General features: G+C 63.7%; 14 protein-coding genes. 12 read left to right on the forward strand and 2 right to left on the reverse strand.

Annotated features, from left to right (window positions below; genetic code table 11):
* Nucleotides 1-1,635 (reverse strand): MFS transporter, encoded by a 1,635-nt coding sequence (locus ACQ5BM_RS10530; protein WP_429810733.1) that lies wholly within the window; start codon nucleotides 1,633-1,635, stop codon nucleotides 1-3.
* A 272-nt stretch (nucleotides 1,636-1,907) separates the two neighbouring features.
* On the opposite strand from ACQ5BM_RS10530, the gene rimP reads away from it, so the two are divergent.
* The 12 genes from rimP (at nucleotide 1,908) to ACQ5BM_RS10590 (ending at nucleotide 15,796) form a co-directional block, all read left to right on the forward strand.
* The gene (rimP, locus tag ACQ5BM_RS10535; RefSeq protein WP_173515164.1) at nucleotides 1,908-2,528 is read left to right on the forward strand and encodes a ribosome maturation factor RimP; all 621 of its coding nucleotides are present in this window, start codon (nucleotides 1,908-1,910) and stop codon (nucleotides 2,526-2,528) included.
* Between the two features lie 46 nt (nucleotides 2,529-2,574).
* Nucleotides 2,575-4,194: a transcription termination factor NusA gene (nusA, locus tag ACQ5BM_RS10540; RefSeq protein WP_429810734.1), complete on the forward strand. Its 1,620-nt coding sequence runs from the start codon at nucleotides 2,575-2,577 to the stop codon at nucleotides 4,192-4,194.
* Between the two features lie 5 nt (nucleotides 4,195-4,199).
* Nucleotides 4,200-4,892 carry an RNA-binding protein gene (locus ACQ5BM_RS10545; protein WP_429810735.1) on the forward strand — a complete coding sequence of 231 codons (693 nt, stop codon included), beginning with the start codon at nucleotides 4,200-4,202 and terminating at the stop codon, nucleotides 4,890-4,892.
* Between the two features lie 105 nt (nucleotides 4,893-4,997).
* A complete protein-coding gene (infB, locus tag ACQ5BM_RS10550) occupies nucleotides 4,998-7,679 on the forward strand; it encodes a translation initiation factor IF-2 (RefSeq protein ID WP_429810736.1) in 2,682 nt (893 codons plus the stop codon).
* Between the two features lie 72 nt (nucleotides 7,680-7,751).
* Entirely contained in the window at nucleotides 7,752-8,159 is a 408-nt protein-coding gene (rbfA, locus tag ACQ5BM_RS10555) for a 30S ribosome-binding factor RbfA (protein ID WP_429810737.1), read from the forward strand.
* A gap of 8 nt (nucleotides 8,160-8,167) precedes the next feature.
* A complete protein-coding gene (gene truB / locus ACQ5BM_RS10560) occupies nucleotides 8,168-9,103 on the forward strand; it encodes a tRNA pseudouridine(55) synthase TruB (protein ID WP_429810738.1) in 936 nt (311 codons plus the stop codon).
* Between the two features lie 185 nt (nucleotides 9,104-9,288).
* A complete protein-coding gene (locus ACQ5BM_RS10565) occupies nucleotides 9,289-10,998 on the forward strand; it encodes a sensor histidine kinase (RefSeq protein WP_429810739.1) in 1,710 nt (569 codons plus the stop codon).
* Between the two features lie 26 nt (nucleotides 10,999-11,024).
* A complete protein-coding gene (locus ACQ5BM_RS10570; protein ID WP_429810740.1) occupies nucleotides 11,025-11,372 on the forward strand; it encodes an SH3 domain-containing protein in 348 nt (115 codons plus the stop codon).
* Between the two features lie 169 nt (nucleotides 11,373-11,541).
* The gene (gene rpsO, locus ACQ5BM_RS10575; RefSeq protein WP_173515172.1) at nucleotides 11,542-11,811 is read left to right on the forward strand and encodes a 30S ribosomal protein S15; all 270 of its coding nucleotides are present in this window, start codon (nucleotides 11,542-11,544) and stop codon (nucleotides 11,809-11,811) included.
* A 351-nt stretch (nucleotides 11,812-12,162) separates the two neighbouring features.
* The gene (gene pnp, locus ACQ5BM_RS10580) at nucleotides 12,163-14,316 is read left to right on the forward strand and encodes a polyribonucleotide nucleotidyltransferase (protein ID WP_173515173.1); all 2,154 of its coding nucleotides are present in this window, start codon (nucleotides 12,163-12,165) and stop codon (nucleotides 14,314-14,316) included.
* Nucleotides 14,317-14,396: 80 nt separating this feature from the next.
* On the forward strand, nucleotides 14,397-15,413 hold the full coding sequence (locus ACQ5BM_RS10585; protein WP_429810741.1) for a class I SAM-dependent methyltransferase: 1,017 nt from the start codon (nucleotides 14,397-14,399) through the stop codon (nucleotides 15,411-15,413).
* A gap of 161 nt (nucleotides 15,414-15,574) precedes the next feature.
* Entirely contained in the window at nucleotides 15,575-15,796 is a 222-nt protein-coding gene (locus ACQ5BM_RS10590; protein ID WP_429810742.1) for a hypothetical protein, read from the forward strand.
* A 109-nt stretch (nucleotides 15,797-15,905) separates the two neighbouring features.
* On the opposite strand, the gene fabI is transcribed toward ACQ5BM_RS10590, so the two are convergent.
* Nucleotides 15,906-16,712, reverse strand: coding sequence for an enoyl-ACP reductase FabI (gene fabI / locus ACQ5BM_RS10595; protein ID WP_429810743.1), 807 nt, complete (start codon nucleotides 16,710-16,712; stop codon nucleotides 15,906-15,908).
* Nucleotides 16,713-16,715 lie beyond the last annotated feature (3 nt).

Genomic DNA, 16,715 nt, shown 5'->3' on the forward strand with positions numbered 1-16,715 from the left:
TCAGTGCATGTCGACATTGACCTGACGCTTGTAGCGCTCGTAGTGGGTCGGCACGATCGTCTGGCGCTCGATCATTCGGTGCACCCGCGGCGGTGCCGCGCCGCTGTGCAGCGCCGTCAGCTTGTCGCCGACGGCGGCGTCGGCCTGGGTGCGGCGCTGGTTGTGGCGCACATATTCGACCCAGGTCGGCACGTGGTAGGTCTCGGTCCAGGTGGTCGGGTTTTCGAGGTCGCGCATCAGTGCCCAATGCCCCGCGCCGTCCCGGATGCGGATGCGCCGGCGTTCGGCCATGGTCGTCAGGAACTCCGGGATGTCGTCATCGGCAATCTCGTAGTCGATCATGATGACGATCGGGCCGCTGCGCGGCTTCAGATCGAGCTCGAGCGGCGGTTCGTTGAAGCGGTTGAGCGGATCGAGGTTCAGCGAAGTGAACTCCGGCAAGGGCAGCCGGAAACCGACCACGACGCCAGCGAACATCAGGAGACAGGAGCCCATCAGCGCGTTGGCGGCGCCGTATTGTTCGGCGGCCGTGCCCCAGAGCCAGCTGCCGCCGGCAATGCCGCCGAAGGTCATCGTCTGGTAGAGCGACAGGGCCCGCCCGACGACCCAGCGCGGCGTCGAAAGCTGCACGGTCGTGTTGAAGAGCGACAGCGCCAGCACCCAGCAGGCACCGGACACGAGCAGCACGAAACAGCTCAGCCAGGCATAGGTGCTGAGCGCCGTGATCGCCGCGCTGGCGGCAAAGCCGGTGAAGGCGATGCGGACGATCGCCTCGCTCGACAGCTTCTCCCTCAGGCGTGCACTGAGCAGCGCCCCGCCGATCGCGCCGAGGCCGAAGGCGCCGAGCATCAGGCCGTAGGTGAGCGGCCCGCCTTGAACGAGGTCGCGGGCGACGAGCGGCAGGAGTGCGAGGATCGCGCTTGCCGAGAGGCCGAAGAGGAAACCGCGCAGCAGTACCTTGCCGATGTTGGGCGACATGGCGACATAGCGCAGGCCCGCGGATATGGCGCGGCCCAGCGTCTCGCGCGGCAGGGTGTTCGTCGGCACCTCCCGTCGCCAACGCAGCAGCGCGAAAAGGATCGCGAAATAGCTGAGCGTGTTGGCGAAGAAGGCGGCCGCGGCGCCGGCCGCTGCAACGATCGCACCACCGATGGCGGGGCCGACGCTGCGGGTGATGTTGAAGCCCATGCTGTTCAGCGCCACTGCCGCCGGCAGGTCGTCGCGCGGGACCATGTCGCCGACTGAGGCCTGCCAGGATGGGTTGTTGAGCGCCGTACCGCAGCCAATGAGGAAGGTGAAGAGCAGGAGCAGCCAGGGCGTGATCAGCCCGACATAGGCACAGATCGTCAGAAGCGCCGAGACGAGCAGCATGAAACATTGCGCCACCAGCATGATCCGCCGTCGATCGAAATTGTCGGCAAGCGCGCCCGAGACGAGCGAGAAGAGCATGATCGGCAGCGAGGTCGATGCCTGCACCAGCGCCACCATGTTCGCCGATGAGGAGATCGAGGTCATCAGCCAGGCGGCGCCGACCGATTGGATGAGGCCGCCGAAATTGGATGCGAGGCTCGCAATCCAGATCGTGCGGAAGATGTCGTGCTTGAAGGGTGCAAGCGGCGAAATACGGTGGGGCACCTCGTCTTCTCTCTCGTCCTTGATTGTCGTTTCGAAGCGGTTCGATTCCTGTTATAGGCCGGAGGACGCGAAGTGCCACCCGCTGAAACTGACCCTGTCATCGAAGATCGTCGGCTGCGCGCGGATCGAGGCATTTGGAGCACACGGCCCAACGCCTTGCAATTTGCGGCGATGAAGCGTATATGAGCCTCAAATTCTTGATCGGTAGATGAAGAGTGGGCCCGTCAGGACCCGCTCTTTTTTATTAGCCGGTCCGATGAGGAGATGATCGTTTGTCCGATACGACAACGGCTGAAAATGCAAATGAACCGCGCCTGATCACCGAAACCGGTCTCGACCAGCGCATCGCAGATATCATCGAGCCGGTTATCGTGCCGATGGGCTATCGCCTGGTGCGTGTGCGCATGTCCGGCCAGAACGGACTGACACTGCAGATCATGGCCGAGCGCAACGACGGCACCATGACCGTCGAGGACTGCGAAGAGATCTCCAAGGCCATTTCGCCGGTGCTCGATGTGGAAGATCCGATCGACAAGGCGTATCATCTCGAAGTGTCGTCGCCGGGCATCGACCGCCCGATGGTGCGCAAGTCCGACTTCTTCCGCTGGCAGGGTCACCTGCTGAAATGCGAGACGTCGGTTCTGGTCGATGGCCGCAAGCGGTTCCGCGGCAAGATCGTTTCCGTCGACGACGATGGTTTCCGGCTCGAGCGCGACCAGCCTGCGTACGGTGAGGAACCTGTTGTCGTCATCCCGTTCACCACGCTTTCCGAAGCGCGGCTGATCCTGACCGACGATCTGATCCGCGATGCGCTGACGGCCGACAAGAAGGCGAAGGCTGCGCGCGCCGCGAACGAGAATTTCGAAGACGAAGATTCACCTATTGAGGAATAAGTCGGGCGGAGCGTGAAGCCCCCTGCAACCCAAACGGAGACAAGACATGGCAGTCAGTGCTAACCGGCTCGAGCTTCTGCAGATCGCGGATGCCGTCGCGCGTGAAAAGGTGATCGACCGCGAGATCGTTCTGGCCGCAATGGCCGATGCGATCCAGAAGGCCGCCCGCTCGCGTTATGGGTCGGAATCGAACATCCGCGCCGACATCAACTCGAAGACCGGTGAAATCCGCCTGCAGCGTCTTCTGGAAGTCGTCGAGAAGGCTGACGATTACTCCACGCAGATCCCGCTCGAGCTTGCTCGCGATCGCAATCCGGATGCCAAGCTCGGCGATTTCATCGCCGATCCGCTGCCGCCGATGGACTTCGGCCGTATCGCCGCCCAGTCTGCCAAGCAGGTCATCGTGCAGAAGGTCCGCGAAGCCGAGCGTGATCGCCAGTTCGACGAATTCAAGGATCGCGTCGGCGAGATCGTCAACGGTACGGTCAAGCGCGTCGAATACGGCAACGTCATCGTCGACCTCGGCCGTGGCGAAGGCATCATCCGCCGTGACGAGATGATCCCGCGTGAAAACATGCGTTACGGCGACCGCGTCCGCGCCTTCGTCTACGACGTTCGCCGCGAGCAGCGCGGCCCGCAGATCTTCCTGTCGCGTACCCATCCGCAGTTCATGGTGAAGCTCTTCACCATGGAAGTGCCCGAGATCTACGACGGCATCATCCAGATCAAGTCGGTTGCCCGTGATCCCGGTTCGCGCGCCAAGATCGCGGTGGTCTCGAACGACTCGTCGATCGACCCGGTCGGCGCCTGCGTCGGTATGCGCGGCTCGCGCGTTCAGGCGGTCGTTGGCGAACTGCAGGGCGAAAAGATCGACATCATTCCGTGGTCGCAGGATCCGGCGTCGTTCATCGTCAATGCGCTGCAGCCGGCAGAAGTGGCCAAGGTCGTTCTCGATGAAGATGCGGAGCGCATCGAAGTGGTCGTTCCGGACGAGCAGCTGTCGCTCGCCATCGGTCGTCGCGGCCAGAACGTTCGCCTCGCGTCGCAGTTGACCGGCTGGGACATCGACATCCTCACCGAGCAGGAAGAGAGCGAGCGTCGCCAGAAGGAATTCACCGAGCGCACCAACCTCTTCATGGAAGCACTCGACGTCGACGAAATGGTCGGCCAGGTTCTGGCTTCCGAAGGCTTTGCCGCCGTCGAGGAGCTCGCCTATGTCGATCTCGACGAAATCTCGTCGATCGACGGCTTCGACGAGGAGACAGCAACCGAAATCCAGACCCGTGCGCGCGAGTTCCTCGACAAGCTCGAAGCGGAAATGGATGCCAAGCGCAAGGAACTCGGCGTTGCCGACGAGCTGCGCTCGATCGACGGCCTGACGAGCCAGATGCTCGTTGCGCTTGGCGAAGAAGGCATCAAGACGATCGAGGACTTTGCCGGTTGCGCCGCCGACGATCTCGTCGGCTGGAGCGAGCGCAAGGACGGCGAGACCAAGCGCTTCGAGGGCACCTTCTCGAAGTTCGACGTTTCGCGCGCCGAAGCCGAAGCCATGATCGTTCAGGCCCGCCTGGCGGCCGGCTGGATCACGGAAGAGGATCTGGCAAGCGATGAGGCCGAAGGCGAAGAGCCGATCGACGTTGCCGAAGGCGCCGAGCAGGACGCCTGAGGACGATGATCGCCTCTGATGATGCCGACGTCCTGCCCACCGATAGGGGGCCGAAGGATCGGAACGGCAGCACGCGGACCTGCATCGTCACCCGTGAAAGCGGTTCGCCCGACGAACTGATCCGCTTCGTTGCCGGGCCCGACGGTCGCGTCGTTCCCGATCTGAAGCGGCAGCTTCCGGGGCGCGGCTGCTGGGTGAAGGCCGAGCGGGCGCTCGTCGAAAAGGCGGTGGCGAAGAAGTTCTTCGCCCGCGCCCTGAAGGCGGACGTCAAGGCCGACGCGACGCTTGCCGACGACGTCGACCGGCTGCTCGCCGAGCAGTTGGCCGGCATGATGAACATGGCGCGCAAGGCCGCCCAGTTCATCTCCGGCGCGACGAAGACGGAGCAGGCCGTGCGCGGCCTTGCGGCGCTTGCCGTGTTCCATGCGGCCGATGCTGCGGCCGACGGCGTGCGCAAGATAGACCAGGCCCGCAAGGCGATGAGCTTCGTGGCCGACGACGAAACGGAAATACCTTCGTTCCGTCCCTTCACCGGGGCGGAAATGGAGGGCCTTTTGGGAAGTAATGCTTTTATCCATGCCGCAGCGCTTGCAGGGCAGGCGGGTGAGGGTGTAGTGAAGCGCGCAATCATGCTCGAAAAGTACCGAGGATCCGTCCCGGTCCGGGCCGAAGGCGGCGCTGGCAAGCCACAGCAATGACGCGCGTCACCGGCGAGTGCCGGCATCGCGGGTATTGTTTGAGACAAATTGGAAGACGGGGTCGGGTGATACGCATCCGGGCCTGATCGCTAGGAACGGAACGGAATGACCGACGACAAAGACGACAAGACCATCAGCGTAGCAGGCAAGAAGACGCTGACCCTGAAGCCCCATGGGGTTCAGCAGGGAACGGTGCGTCAGGACATGGGCCGCGGCCGCACCAAAGCGGTCGTGGTCGAAACCAGAAAGCGCCCGACTTCTTTCAATCGGCCCAAGGACGAGCGTCCGATCACGCCCGTGAGTGCGGCCGCGCGTCCGGCGGAGCAGCGTCCTCAACAGCCGCAGCCTTCGGGCCGTCCGGCGCCACAGCCGCAGGCACATCAGCCGCGCCAGGAGCAGAACCGCCCGCGCGTCGGCGTCGTCCTGAACGATCTCTCCGCCGGTGAGATGGAAGCCCGTCGTCGCGCCCTGGCCGAAGCCCAGATCCGCGATGCCGAGGAAGCCAAGCGCCGCGCCGAGGACGAAGCCCGCCGTAAGCGCGAGGAAGAAGAACGGATCCTCCGCGAGAAGGAGGAGGCCGAGCGCCGCGCCGCTGAAGAAGCTGCGCGCGCCGTTGCCGAGAAGCCGGCCGAACCGGTCGCGGAGCGCCCGGCTGCTGCAGCCGCCGCTGCACCGGCGCCGGTCGCCGAGCGTCGCCCCGACAATCGTCCGCAATCGCCGCGTCCGGCACCTGCCGCCGCGCCGCAGGCACCTGCGGGCGTTGCCGCCCGTGGTCGCCGCAGCGATGACGAAGACGACGATCGCGGCTCGCGCAGCAATGCCGGTCCGGCGCGCGGCAAGGTCGTGCGTCCTGAGCCTGCCAAGGTTCCGGCCCGCCCGAAGGGCGACGACGGCCGCCGCCAGGGCAAGCTGACGCTGACGGCTGCGGTCGACGAGGACGGCGGCCAGCGCAACCGTTCGCTGTCGGCCATGCGTCGCCGCCAGGAGAAGTTCAAGCGCAGCCAGATGCAGGAAACCCGCGAGAAGATCTCGCGCGAAGTCGTCCTGCCGGAAACCATCACCATTCAGGAACTGTCGCAGCGCATGTCCGAACGCGCCGTCGACGTCATCAAGTACCTGATGAAGGAAGGTCAGATGATGAAGCCCGGCGATCTGATCGACGCCGATATGGCGGAACTCATCGCCGGCGAATTCGGCCATACGGTCAAGCGCGTTTCGGAATCCGACGTCGAAGAGGGCATCTTCAACGTTTCGGACGCCGAAGAGGAGATGCTGCCGCGTCCGCCGATCGTTACGATCATGGGCCACGTCGACCACGGCAAGACCTCGCTGCTCGATGCGATCCGCCACGCCAACGTGGTGGCCGGCGAAGCCGGTGGCATCACCCAGCACATCGGCGCCTACCAGGTCGAGCAGAACGGCAACAAGATCACCTTCATCGACACCCCCGGCCACGCAGCGTTCACCGCCATGCGTGCCCGCGGTGCCCAGGCGACCGATATCGCGATCCTGGTGGTTGCGGCTGACGACAGCGTGATGCCGCAGACGATCGAATCGATCAACCATGCCAAGGCGGCCGGCGTCCCGATCATCGTGGCGATCAACAAGATCGACAAGCCGACGGCGAATGCGCAGAAGGTTCGCACCGAACTGTTGCAGCACGAAGTCTTCGTCGAATCCATGGGCGGTGAAGTTCTCGACGTGGAAGTGTCCGCGAAGAACGGCACCAACCTCGACAAGCTCCTGGAAGCGATCCTGCTTCAGGCCGAAATCCTCGACCTGCGCGCCAATCCGAACCGGACGGCGGAAGGTACGGTGGTCGAAGCCGAGCTTGACCGCGGCCGCGGTGCGGTTGCGACCGTCCTCGTCCAGAAGGGTACGCTGAAGCCCGGCCAGATCATCGTTGCAGGTGATCAGTGGGGCCGTGTGCGCGCACTCGTCAACGACAAGGGCGAACACGTCAAGGAAGCCGGTCCTTCGATGCCGGTCGAGGTTCTCGGCCTTTCGGGCACGCCGGCTGCCGGTGACAAGTTCGCCGTGGTCGAAAACGAGGGCCGCGCCCGCGAGATCTCCGAATATCGCCAGCGGCTTGCCCGCGAGAAGGCGGTTGCTCGCCAGTCCGGCTCGCGCGGTTCGCTCGAGCAGATGATGAGCCAGCTCCAGACCTCCGGTCTCAAGGAGTTCCCGCTGGTCATCAAGGGCGACGTGCAGGGTTCGATCGAAGCGATCGCCGGTGCTCTCGAAAAGCTCGGAACCGACGAAGTGCGTGCGCGCATCGTGCATTCGGGTGCCGGCGGTATCACCGAGTCCGACATTTCGCTCGCCGAAGCGTCGGACGCCGCGATCATCGGCTTCAACGTCCGCGCCAACGCGCAGGCCCGTTCGGCCGCCGAGCGTGCCGGCATCGAGATCCGCTACTACAACATCATCTACGATCTGGTGGATGACGTGAAGGCGGCGATGTCCGGTCTGCTCTCGCCGGAGCGCCGCGAAACCTTCCTCGGCAACGCCGAGATCCTGGAGGTGTTCAACATCACCAAGGTCGGCAAGGTCGCGGGTTGCCGTGTCACCGAAGGCAAGGTCGAGCGTGGCGTCGGCGTCCGTCTGGTTCGCGACAACGTCGTTATCCACGAAGGCAAGCTCAAGACCCTCAAGCGCTTCAAGGACGAGGTCTCGGAAGTCAACGTCGGTCAGGAGTGCGGCATGGCCTTCGAGAACTACGAAGACATCCGCGCCGGCGACACGATCGAGTGCTTCCGCGTCGAGCACATCACGCGGACGCTTTAAGATCCGTCCGATTAGAGATTATGCGGGCGCCGGGTTATCCTTCGGCGCTCGCATTTTTTTGAGGTACCGTCCATGAGCAAAGCCACATCCTCTGCCCCCTCCCAGCGCATGCTGCGCGTCGGTGAACAGGTGCGTGCCGCCATTACCCAGGTTCTGCAGCGTGGCGAGGTCCGCGATCCCGTGATCGAAAAGACCGTCATCGCGATCTCGGAAGTGCGCATGTCCCCCGATCTGAAGATTGCCACCGCCTATGTCACGCCGCTCGGCGTGCCCAATCATGCCGAAGTCATCGCGGCGCTCAACCGCAATGCCAAGTACATTCGCGGCCGCCTCGGCCCGCAGCTCAGGCAGATGAAATACATGCCCGACGTTCGTTTCCGCGACGATACGAGCTTCGACAACTACAAGAAGATCGACGCGCTCCTGCGCTCGCCGGAAGTCAGCCGCGATCTCGACCAGACCAGCGAAGACGAAGAATAGTAGATTTCATGTCCAAACCGCGTAAGCCCAAGGGCCGCCCGATCTCAGGCTGGCTGATCCTCGACAAGCCGCTCGACTTCGGCTCCACCGAAGCCGTCTCGAAGATCAAGTGGCTGTTCAAGGCCCAGAAGGCCGGCCATGCCGGCACGCTCGACCCGTTGGCCTCCGGCATGCTGCCGATCGCGCTCGGTGATGCGACGAAGACCGTTCCCTACGTGATGGACGGCCGCAAGATCTACGAATTCACCGTTGCCTGGGGCGAGGAACGCTCGACCGACGATCTCGAAGGCGAGGTCACGCACTCGTCGAGCGAACGGCCGAACAAAGAGGCGATCCGCGCGCTGCTGCCGAAATATACCGGCGTCATCAGCCAGGTGCCGCCGCAATTCTCGGCGATCAAGATCGACGGCGAGCGCGCCTATGATCTCGCCCGCGAGGGCGAGACGGTCGAGATCCCGGCCCGCGAGGTCGAGGTGCACCGCCTGACGCTCTTGGGGGCCGCCCCCAATCTCGCGCATTTCGAAATCGAATGCGGCAAGGGCACCTATGTGCGCTCGCTCGCCCGCGACATGGGACGCGACCTCGGCTGTTTCGGCCATATCGCCTCGCTGCGCCGCACCTTCGTCGCGCCGTTTGGCGAAGAGGACATGGTGCCGCTCGCCGATCTGGTGGCGCTGGAAAAAATCGAGAGTGACGAAGAACGCCTGGCTGCGCTCGACGCGTATCTGATCGAGACTGGCGAGGCGCTTTCCAACCTGCCGCATGTCGCCGTCAACGACGATCAGGCGCATCGCCTGAGAATGGGCAACCCGATCATTCTGCGCGGCCGCGATGCTCCGCTTGCGACGCCTGAAGCCTATGCGACGGCACGCGGCAAGCTGGTTGCCATCGGCGAGATCGCCGAGGGCGAGTTCCGGCCGAAGCGTGTTTTCGCCACCGGCTAAACGCCCGGAAGCGTTTGCCTTTGCCCCATCCTTGACGCATGATCCCCGGCATGGGCTTCTAATCCGTCCGAGGTGATTCCGTTTCCTTGCCGTGCTCCAGACCCGATTGGCGTTCACGCCGCCTTCGACAGCGTCCGCCGAACGCGGCTGTGCCCGCTGGCTCGGAATGAAGACGGACGACTGAGGTGACGGGCGTGTCGGAAGAAGGAAAGCGAAGGGTGGCGAATGGCCTGTCGGCGATCGCCGATCTCCTTCGTCATCGCCTGACCCGGCCCTTCAGCTTCTACCTGACATCGCTTCTGCTGGTAGCCATCGTTCCGGCCTTCATTTTTTCGCTCGTGGTACTGAAGCGCAGCGTCGATCAGCAGGAGCAGGTGATCACGGCGCTGCTGCAGGCCTCGACCGGGTCGGTCACGCGTATCGTCGAGCGTGACATCGAAGGCATGCTGACGACGCTGAAGGTGCTGTCGACATCGCAAGAAATCGAAGACGGCAACATGGAGGCCTTCTACGGCAGGGCCTCGACTGCACTTGCCGATACGGATTCCTACCTGATCGTCATCGACCGGAAGCACAACCAGTTGCTCAACACTCGCGTGCCTTTCGGCACGAAGCTCAACAAGGCCTCGGATCCGGACTCCGTCGAGCGCGCCTTCACCAACAATGGCGCGCCACTCGTCTCCAACGTCTTCTTCGGCCAGACCGCGGGAAAATGGGTGTTCAACGTTTACCTGCCGGCGAAGTTGTCGACCGGCGAGGAGTATGTGCTGACGTTGACGCAAAACGCCGAGAACATGGCCAAGGCCGTCAACCGCGATACGCTCTCCCCCGGCTGGAACGCAGCGCTGGTCGATAGCGCAGGCAAGGTCATCATCTCGTCGGATGCGGCCGTGAAGGCTGGCGAACCGTTCTTCCTCGACAAGGTGCCGGCGATCAGCATCGGCGTCCGCAACATCAAGGAAAACGGCACGGAATATCGCGTCGCGACCGAGTTCTCCGTCGTCACGGGATGGCGGATCATTGCCTGGGCGCCGCGCGCAACCGTCGATGCGCCGGCCGTCTGGTCGTTCCTCTGGCTGTCGCTCGGCGGCATCCTCTTCGCCGGTATCGCGATCGCCGGCTCGCTGGCGATCGCGCGGCTGTTGTCGCAGGGCGTCAAGCTGGTGGCGCAGGATGCGCGCCGTCTCGGTGCCGGCGAACGGATTGAATCGCGGCCGCACATGATCTCCGAGGTCGAGCAGGTCTCGACGGCGCTGGCACGCGCCGCCGCGGCGCGCGGCAAGGCGGAAAACGAGATCCGCTTCCTCATGCGCGAGGTGGCGCACCGCTCGAAGAACCAGCTGACCGTCATCCAGTCCATGCTGAACCAGTCGGTCTATTCGGCCGAGAGTGCCGCGGACTTCGCCGAATCCTTCCGCAAGCGTATTGCCGGGCTTGCGCGCTCGACGGATCTGATGATTGCCAACGCGGCGCAAGGCGTCGATTTCCGCGAGCTCGCCCAGAACCAGCTGCAGCCGTTTACGCCCGACGATCCGAAACGCATGATCCTTTCCGGCCCCGCGCTCAGGCTCGACACGCAGATCTCCCAGACGCTCGGCATGGCCCTGCACGAACTTGCGACGAATGCCACCAAATACGGTGCGCTTGCCAACACCACCGGGGTCGTCAAGCTGAGCTGGTCGCTGGAGGATGACGGCATTGCCATTCGCTGGCGGGAGGAGGGCGCAGATCTCGCGGGCAAGCCTGCGGATGCGGTCCGCAAGGGCTTCGGGACCCTGGTACTGGAGCGCATGCTCGGCATGGCGCTGAACGCTGCACTGGAGCGGGTAATGCATGCCGACGGCATTGAGTGGCGGATCACCATTCCCCGCGATGCGAAGGAAGAAGGGTCATGAAGGCAACCCGGGGGAGGGCGCACGCGATGAAACGGTCGTTCGGTCGCTTGTCTCTGCTGGCCGCGATCCCGGCGCTCCTCCTTTTGACGGGCGGGCCGGCGCGCGGTACGGATATCGCTTGCACCATCGCGGACCCGACCGGGACGCCGCTCAATATCCGCGACGCGCCGAACGGTCGGGTCGTGATGACGTTGTCAAACGGCACGAGGGTGAAGAGGGCGGGCGAGCGCAATCTCGGGGGCAAGCGCTGGTCTCTGGTCGCCAACGAGGCCGGAGCGCTTGGCTGGGCTTTCTCCGCCTATCTCGACTGCGTTTCGGTCAATCGCGACCTGCAGAAATCCGCGCCGATGCGACCGCGCCCGACGAGCAACTGATGCGTCCCACCGGCCTTCCGGAGTGCCAGTTCATGACCCTTTCCTTTTTCATCCATTTCGTTTATAGGCACGCCAGCAAAAGGCGCATGCCCGTTGCGTTCACGGCCGCAGCTGGACGACATCCCGGCTGAAGGCGTCCCGAAATCCTCGAAATCGAAAGGATCATCCGATGTCGATTACTGCAGAGCGTAAGGCTCAGCTCATCAAGGAATTTGCAACCGTCGAAGGCGATACCGGTTCCCCGGAAGTCCAGGTTGCTATCCTGACCGAACGGATCAACAACCTGACCGAACACTTCAAGGGCCACAAGAAGGATAACCATTCCCGCCGTGGTCTGCTCGCAATGGTTTCCAGCCGTCGTTCGCTCCTCGACTATCTGAAGAAGAAAGACGAAGCGCGCTACAGCAAGCTGATCGGTGCCCTGGGCATCCGTCGCTAAGCGACTTGTCCGGCGGGTCTTTGCGACCCGCCGGCTTTTTTATGGAGCGGTGCACGCTCGACGAATAAACTCTCCGGCCGCCTAGGAAGCGTGGCTTCAGGAGAGAATCCAGCGAACCGGATGGGCCGGTTTCGCGGATCAACCGATGGCCCGTCATGGGGCAGGATTGCAGGATGCTTCGGCCCTGCTTGCCGGAACGTCGCCGATGAGCGGCCCGGTGAAGCGGAAACAAGCCGATTTCAAGCGTGAAGCCTCCCGTTGTCTTGCCCGTGATGCGCCATTCCATGCGGCCCCTCGACCACCCGCGCTGCAACAGCCGCGGAAAGGTCCGCCGCACACGAAGGACAGAACATGTTCGATACCCACAAGGTTGAAATCGAATGGGCTGGGCGTCCGCTCAAGCTCGAAACCGGCAAGATCGCCCGCCAGGCTGATGGCGCCGTTCTCGCCACCTACGGCGAAACCGTCGTTCTCGCCACCGTCGTTTCGGCCAAGGCGCCGAAGCCGGGCCAGGACTTCTTCCCGCTGACCGTCAACTACCAGGAAAAGACCTATGCCGCCGGCAAGATCCCGGGTGGCTACTTCAAGCGCGAAGGCCGTCCGAGCGAAAACGAAACGCTCGTCTCGCGCCTGATCGACCGTCCGATCCGCCCGCTCTTCCCGGAAGGCTACAAGAACGACACCCAGGTGATCGTCACGGTCATGCAGCATGACCTCGAGAACAATCCGGACATCCTGTCGATGGTCGCCGCTTCGGCTGCGCTGACGCTGTCGGGCATCCCCTTCATGGGCCCGATCGGTGGCGCGCGCGTCGGCTACATCAACGGCCAGTACGTTCTGAACCCGCATCTCGACGAGATGGACGAATCGACCCTCGACCTCGTCGTCGCCGGCACCCAGGACGCGGTGCTGATGGTCGAATCCGAAGCCAAGGAACTGCCGGAAGACATCATGCTCGGCGCCGTCGTCTTCGGCCAGAAGGGCTTCCAGCCGGTCATCGACGCGATCATCAAGCTTGCTGAAGTTGCCGCCAAGGAGCCGCGCGAATTCGAGCCGGAAGATCATTCCGCTCTCGAGAACGCCATGCTCTCGATCGCCGAAGACGAGCTGCGCAATGCCTACAAGATCACCGAGAAGGCTGCCCGCTACGCTGCCGTCGACGCCGTCAAGGCCAAGGTGAAGGAACACTTCCTGCCCGAGGGCATCGAGAATCCGGCCCATACGGCGGAAGAAATCGGCGCCGTCTTCAAGCACCTGCAGGCCAAGATCGTTCGCTGGAACATCCTCGACACCAAGAGCCGCATCGACGGCCGCGATCTCGAAACCGTTCGCCCGATCGTCGCCGAAGTCGGCGTTCTGCCGCGCACCCACGGCTCCTCGCTCTTCACCCGCGGTGAAACCCAGGCGATCGTCGTTGCCACGCTCGGCACCGGCGAAGACGAGCAGTACGTTGATTCCTTGACGGGCATGTACAAGGAAAACTTCATGCTGCACTACAACTTCCCGCCCTTCTCGGTCGGTGAAACGGGCCGCATGGGTTCCCCGGGCCGCCGCGAAATCGGCCATGGCAAGCTCGCTTGGCGCGCCATCCACCCGATGCTGCCGACGGCGGAACAGTTCCCCTACACGTTGCGCGTCGTCTCGGAAATCACCGAGTCGAACGGCTCGTCCTCGATGGCCACCGTCTGCGGCACCTCGCTGGCGCTGATGGATGCCGGCGTTCCGCTGGCAAAGCCGGTTGCCGGTATCGCCATGGGCCTGATCAAGGAAGATGAGCGCTTCGCCGTTCTCTCCGACATCCTCGGCGACGAAGACCACCTCGGCGACATGGACTTCAAGGTCGCCGGCACGGAAGCCGGCATCACCTCGCTCCAGATGGACATCAAGATCGAGGGCATCACCGAAGAGATCATGGGCATCGCGCTCAACCAGGCCAAGGGCGGCCGTCTCCACATCCTCGGCGAAATGGCCAAGGCCATCTCCGAAAGCCGCGGCCAGCTCGGCGAGTTCGCTCCGCGCATCGAAGTCATGAACATCCCGGTCGACAAGATCCGCGAAGTCATCGGCTCCGGCGGCAAGGTCATCCGCGAAATCGTCGAAAAGACCGGCGCCAAGATCAACATCGAAGACGACGGCACCGTGAAGATCGCCTCCTCGTCCGGCAAGGAAATCGAAGCGGCCCGCAAGTGGATCCACTCGATCGTCGCCGAGCCGGAAGTTGGCCAGATCTATGAAGGCACGGTCGTCAAGACCGCCGACTTCGGCGCCTTCGTCAACTTCTTCGGCGCCCGTGACGGCCTCGTCCACATCTCGCAGCTCGCCGCCGAGCGTGTTGCCAAGACGACCGACGTCGTCAAGGAGGGCGACAAGGTCTGGGTCAAGCTCATGGGCTTCGACGAGCGCGGCAAGGTTCGCCTGTCGATGAAGGTTGTCGACCAGGCGACCGGCAAGGAAATCGTTGCCGAGAAGTCTGAGAAGAAGGGCGACGGCGAAGCCGCCGAATAAGCAGGCTTCACCCGAATGCATTCGGGGCGCGGGGCGGATCGCTCCGCGCCCCTTTCTTGTAGGAAGAGACGGATAGACCGATGAGCCGAGATGCGTTGAAGACCCTGTTTTACCCGTTCGATAGCGGCGTGATCGACCCGCCGGGCGAAGGCGAGCGCGTTCTCTTTCTCGGCGCCGAGGCTGGCTACAATCTGCCCCAGGGCTTCGAAGCCTCGGTCGCGGCCGTGCAGCCGCTGAGGCCGCTCTATCGCGCCCTGGAGGCCGTAGGCGCCGATGTGACACCGGAGATCACCGGCGAGGACTACGACGTCACGCTGGTGCTCTGCGGCAAGCACAAGGGCGAGAACGAGGACCGGATCGCGGAGGCGTTGAAGCGCACGCGTCAGGGCGGCCTGATCGTCGTTGCCGGCGGCAAGGAAGACGGCATCCAGTCGCTGAAGAAGCGGATCGCCAAGTTCGAGTGGGAGGGCGACCACCTGCCGAAATATCATGGCGTCGCCTTCTGGTTCACCCGCCCCGACGATGTCACGGATGCCGTGCACAAGCTCGCCAAGGCGCCGGTACGCGTCGAAGGCCTGTTCGAGGCGTCACCTGGCATGTTCTCGCACGACCGCGTCGATGCGGGCTCGGAACTGCTCGCCTCGCGCCTGCCGAACGATTTCCACGGCCATGCTGCCGATTTCGGCGCCGGCTGGGGCTATCTCGCCGTCAAGCTTGCCGAAGCCTCGCCGGGCCTCAAGGGCGTCGATCTCTTCGAGGCCGATCACGAGGCACTGGAGGCTGCCCGCGTCAACATGATGGCAAATGCCCCGTCGACGCCGGCGCGCTTCTACTGGTTCGACCTGACGAGCGAAGAGCCGCGCGACAAGTATGATCTCATCGTCATGAACCCGCCCTTCCATGAGGCCCACGCCGCCGAGCCGGCGCTCGGCATTGCCATCATCAAGACGGCGCTGAAGGCGCTGAAGCAGGGCGGCAAGCTGATGCTGGTCGCCAATCGCGGCCTGCCCTACGAGCAGGTACTGGCTGAGAACGCTAGGGAATACGGCGAAACCTACCGCAACGCCCGCTTCAAGGTGCTCTGGGCGAAGCGCTGAAGACCATCGAGGATCAAGCAAGGAGCCGGGCCATTCGCCCGGCTCCTTGCTTTCTGGGGCCTTCGCTCCGGCCGGCGAGCAGCGACAGTTTGCCTGTTGCCATCGCCCCTGTTCGGGCCCACCATGACGCCGTCGGTGTTTCTCGTCGGAGGATGAGCGCGATGACGTCGGGAGTGAACAGGCCGCCCTTGTCCGAGGATGCGGCCGAGGCTGTCGCCAGGGACATCAAGCATGCCGAGGGACATGGGGCCACCTCCGAAGTGCCCATGTCGTTCCTGAAAAGCCTCTATCATCTGCCGCTGGATTCGGGGCGGCGCACCCATACGGGATTTGTCGTGCTGGCGGTCATCGCCGCCTTGTTCGTGCTGTTCGTATTGGTTTGAACCGCCCCATCAATGACAAAGCCCACGGACTACAGCGCCGCGCGTCTTATCAGACGCGCAAAGGTCGCTGTAGTCCGTGGGCTTTGTCATGCGTTTCCGCTTGAACGCCTTACTCGGTGTCGGCTGTCCTGAGCGTGTCGAGGACCGGCATCGAGGTAATGTTGTAGCCGGAGTCGACGTAATGGATCTCGCCGGTGACGCCGCGCGACAGATCCGACAGCAGATAGAGAGCCGAGTTGCCGACGTCGTCGATCGTGACGGTGCGGCGCAGCGGCGAGTTCTTCTGCTGCCAGGACAGCATCGCCCGGGCGTCGGAAATGCCGGCGCCGGCAAGTGTACGGATCGGGCCGGCGGAGATCGCGTTGACGCGGATGCCGCGCGCGCCGTAATCGGCGGCGAGGTAGCGTACGGAAGCCTCGAGCGCGGCCTTGGCGACGCCCATGACGTTGTAGTTCGGCATGACGCGCATCGAGCCGCCGTAGGTGAGCGTCAGCATCGAGCCGCCGTCGTTCATCAGCTCGGCCGCGCGCTTGGCGATCTCGGTGAAGGAGAAGCAGGAGATCACCATCGTGCGGCTGAAATTGTCGCGCGAGGTGTCGGCATAGAGGCCCTTCAACTCGTTCTTGTCGGAGAAGCCGATGGCATGCACGACGAAATCGAGCTTGCCCCAGCGCTCCTTGATCGCAGAGATCACGGCATCGACGGACTCGATGTCTTCGACGTCGCAGGGGAGCAGGAAGTCGGAGCCGAGTTCGGCGGCCAGCGGCTTGACACGCTTGCCGAGGGCCTCGCCCTGGTAGGTGAAGGCGAGTTCGGCACCCTGCGCCGCGAGCGCCTTGGCAATGCCCCAGGCAATAGAGTGGTTGTTGGCCACACCCATGATGAGGCCACGCTTTCCAGTCATCAGTCCCGTCATCGT

The sequence above is a fragment of the Ensifer sp. B1-9 genome (genome assembly GCF_050474445.1).
In the GTDB taxonomy this organism is placed as follows: domain Bacteria; phylum Pseudomonadota; class Alphaproteobacteria; order Rhizobiales; family Rhizobiaceae; genus Ensifer.

What these genes read in the sequence shown, in the direction of transcription:
- ACQ5BM_RS10545 (WP_429810735.1), top strand. Translation starts at nt 4,200, where the DNA reads ATGATCGCCTCTGATGATGCCGACGTCCTGCCCACCGATAGGGGGCCG.
- truB (WP_429810738.1), top strand. Translation starts at nt 8,168, where the DNA reads ATGTCCAAACCGCGTAAGCCCAAGGGCCGCCCGATCTCAGGCTGGCTG.
- ACQ5BM_RS10590 (WP_429810742.1), top strand. Translation starts at nt 15,575, where the DNA reads ATGACGTCGGGAGTGAACAGGCCGCCCTTGTCCGAGGATGCGGCCGAG.
- fabI (WP_429810743.1), bottom strand. Translation starts at nt 16,712, where the DNA reads ATGACGGGACTGATGACTGGAAAGCGTGGCCTCATCATGGGTGTGGCC.
- rbfA (WP_429810737.1), top strand. Translation starts at nt 7,752, where the DNA reads ATGAGCAAAGCCACATCCTCTGCCCCCTCCCAGCGCATGCTGCGCGTC.
- pnp (WP_173515173.1), top strand. Translation starts at nt 12,163, where the DNA reads ATGTTCGATACCCACAAGGTTGAAATCGAATGGGCTGGGCGTCCGCTC.
- nusA (WP_429810734.1), top strand. Translation starts at nt 2,575, where the DNA reads ATGGCAGTCAGTGCTAACCGGCTCGAGCTTCTGCAGATCGCGGATGCC.
- ACQ5BM_RS10570 (WP_429810740.1), top strand. Translation starts at nt 11,025, where the DNA reads ATGAAACGGTCGTTCGGTCGCTTGTCTCTGCTGGCCGCGATCCCGGCG.
- infB (WP_429810736.1), top strand. Translation starts at nt 4,998, where the DNA reads ATGACCGACGACAAAGACGACAAGACCATCAGCGTAGCAGGCAAGAAG.
- rpsO (WP_173515172.1), top strand. Translation starts at nt 11,542, where the DNA reads ATGTCGATTACTGCAGAGCGTAAGGCTCAGCTCATCAAGGAATTTGCA.
- ACQ5BM_RS10585 (WP_429810741.1), top strand. Translation starts at nt 14,397, where the DNA reads ATGAGCCGAGATGCGTTGAAGACCCTGTTTTACCCGTTCGATAGCGGC.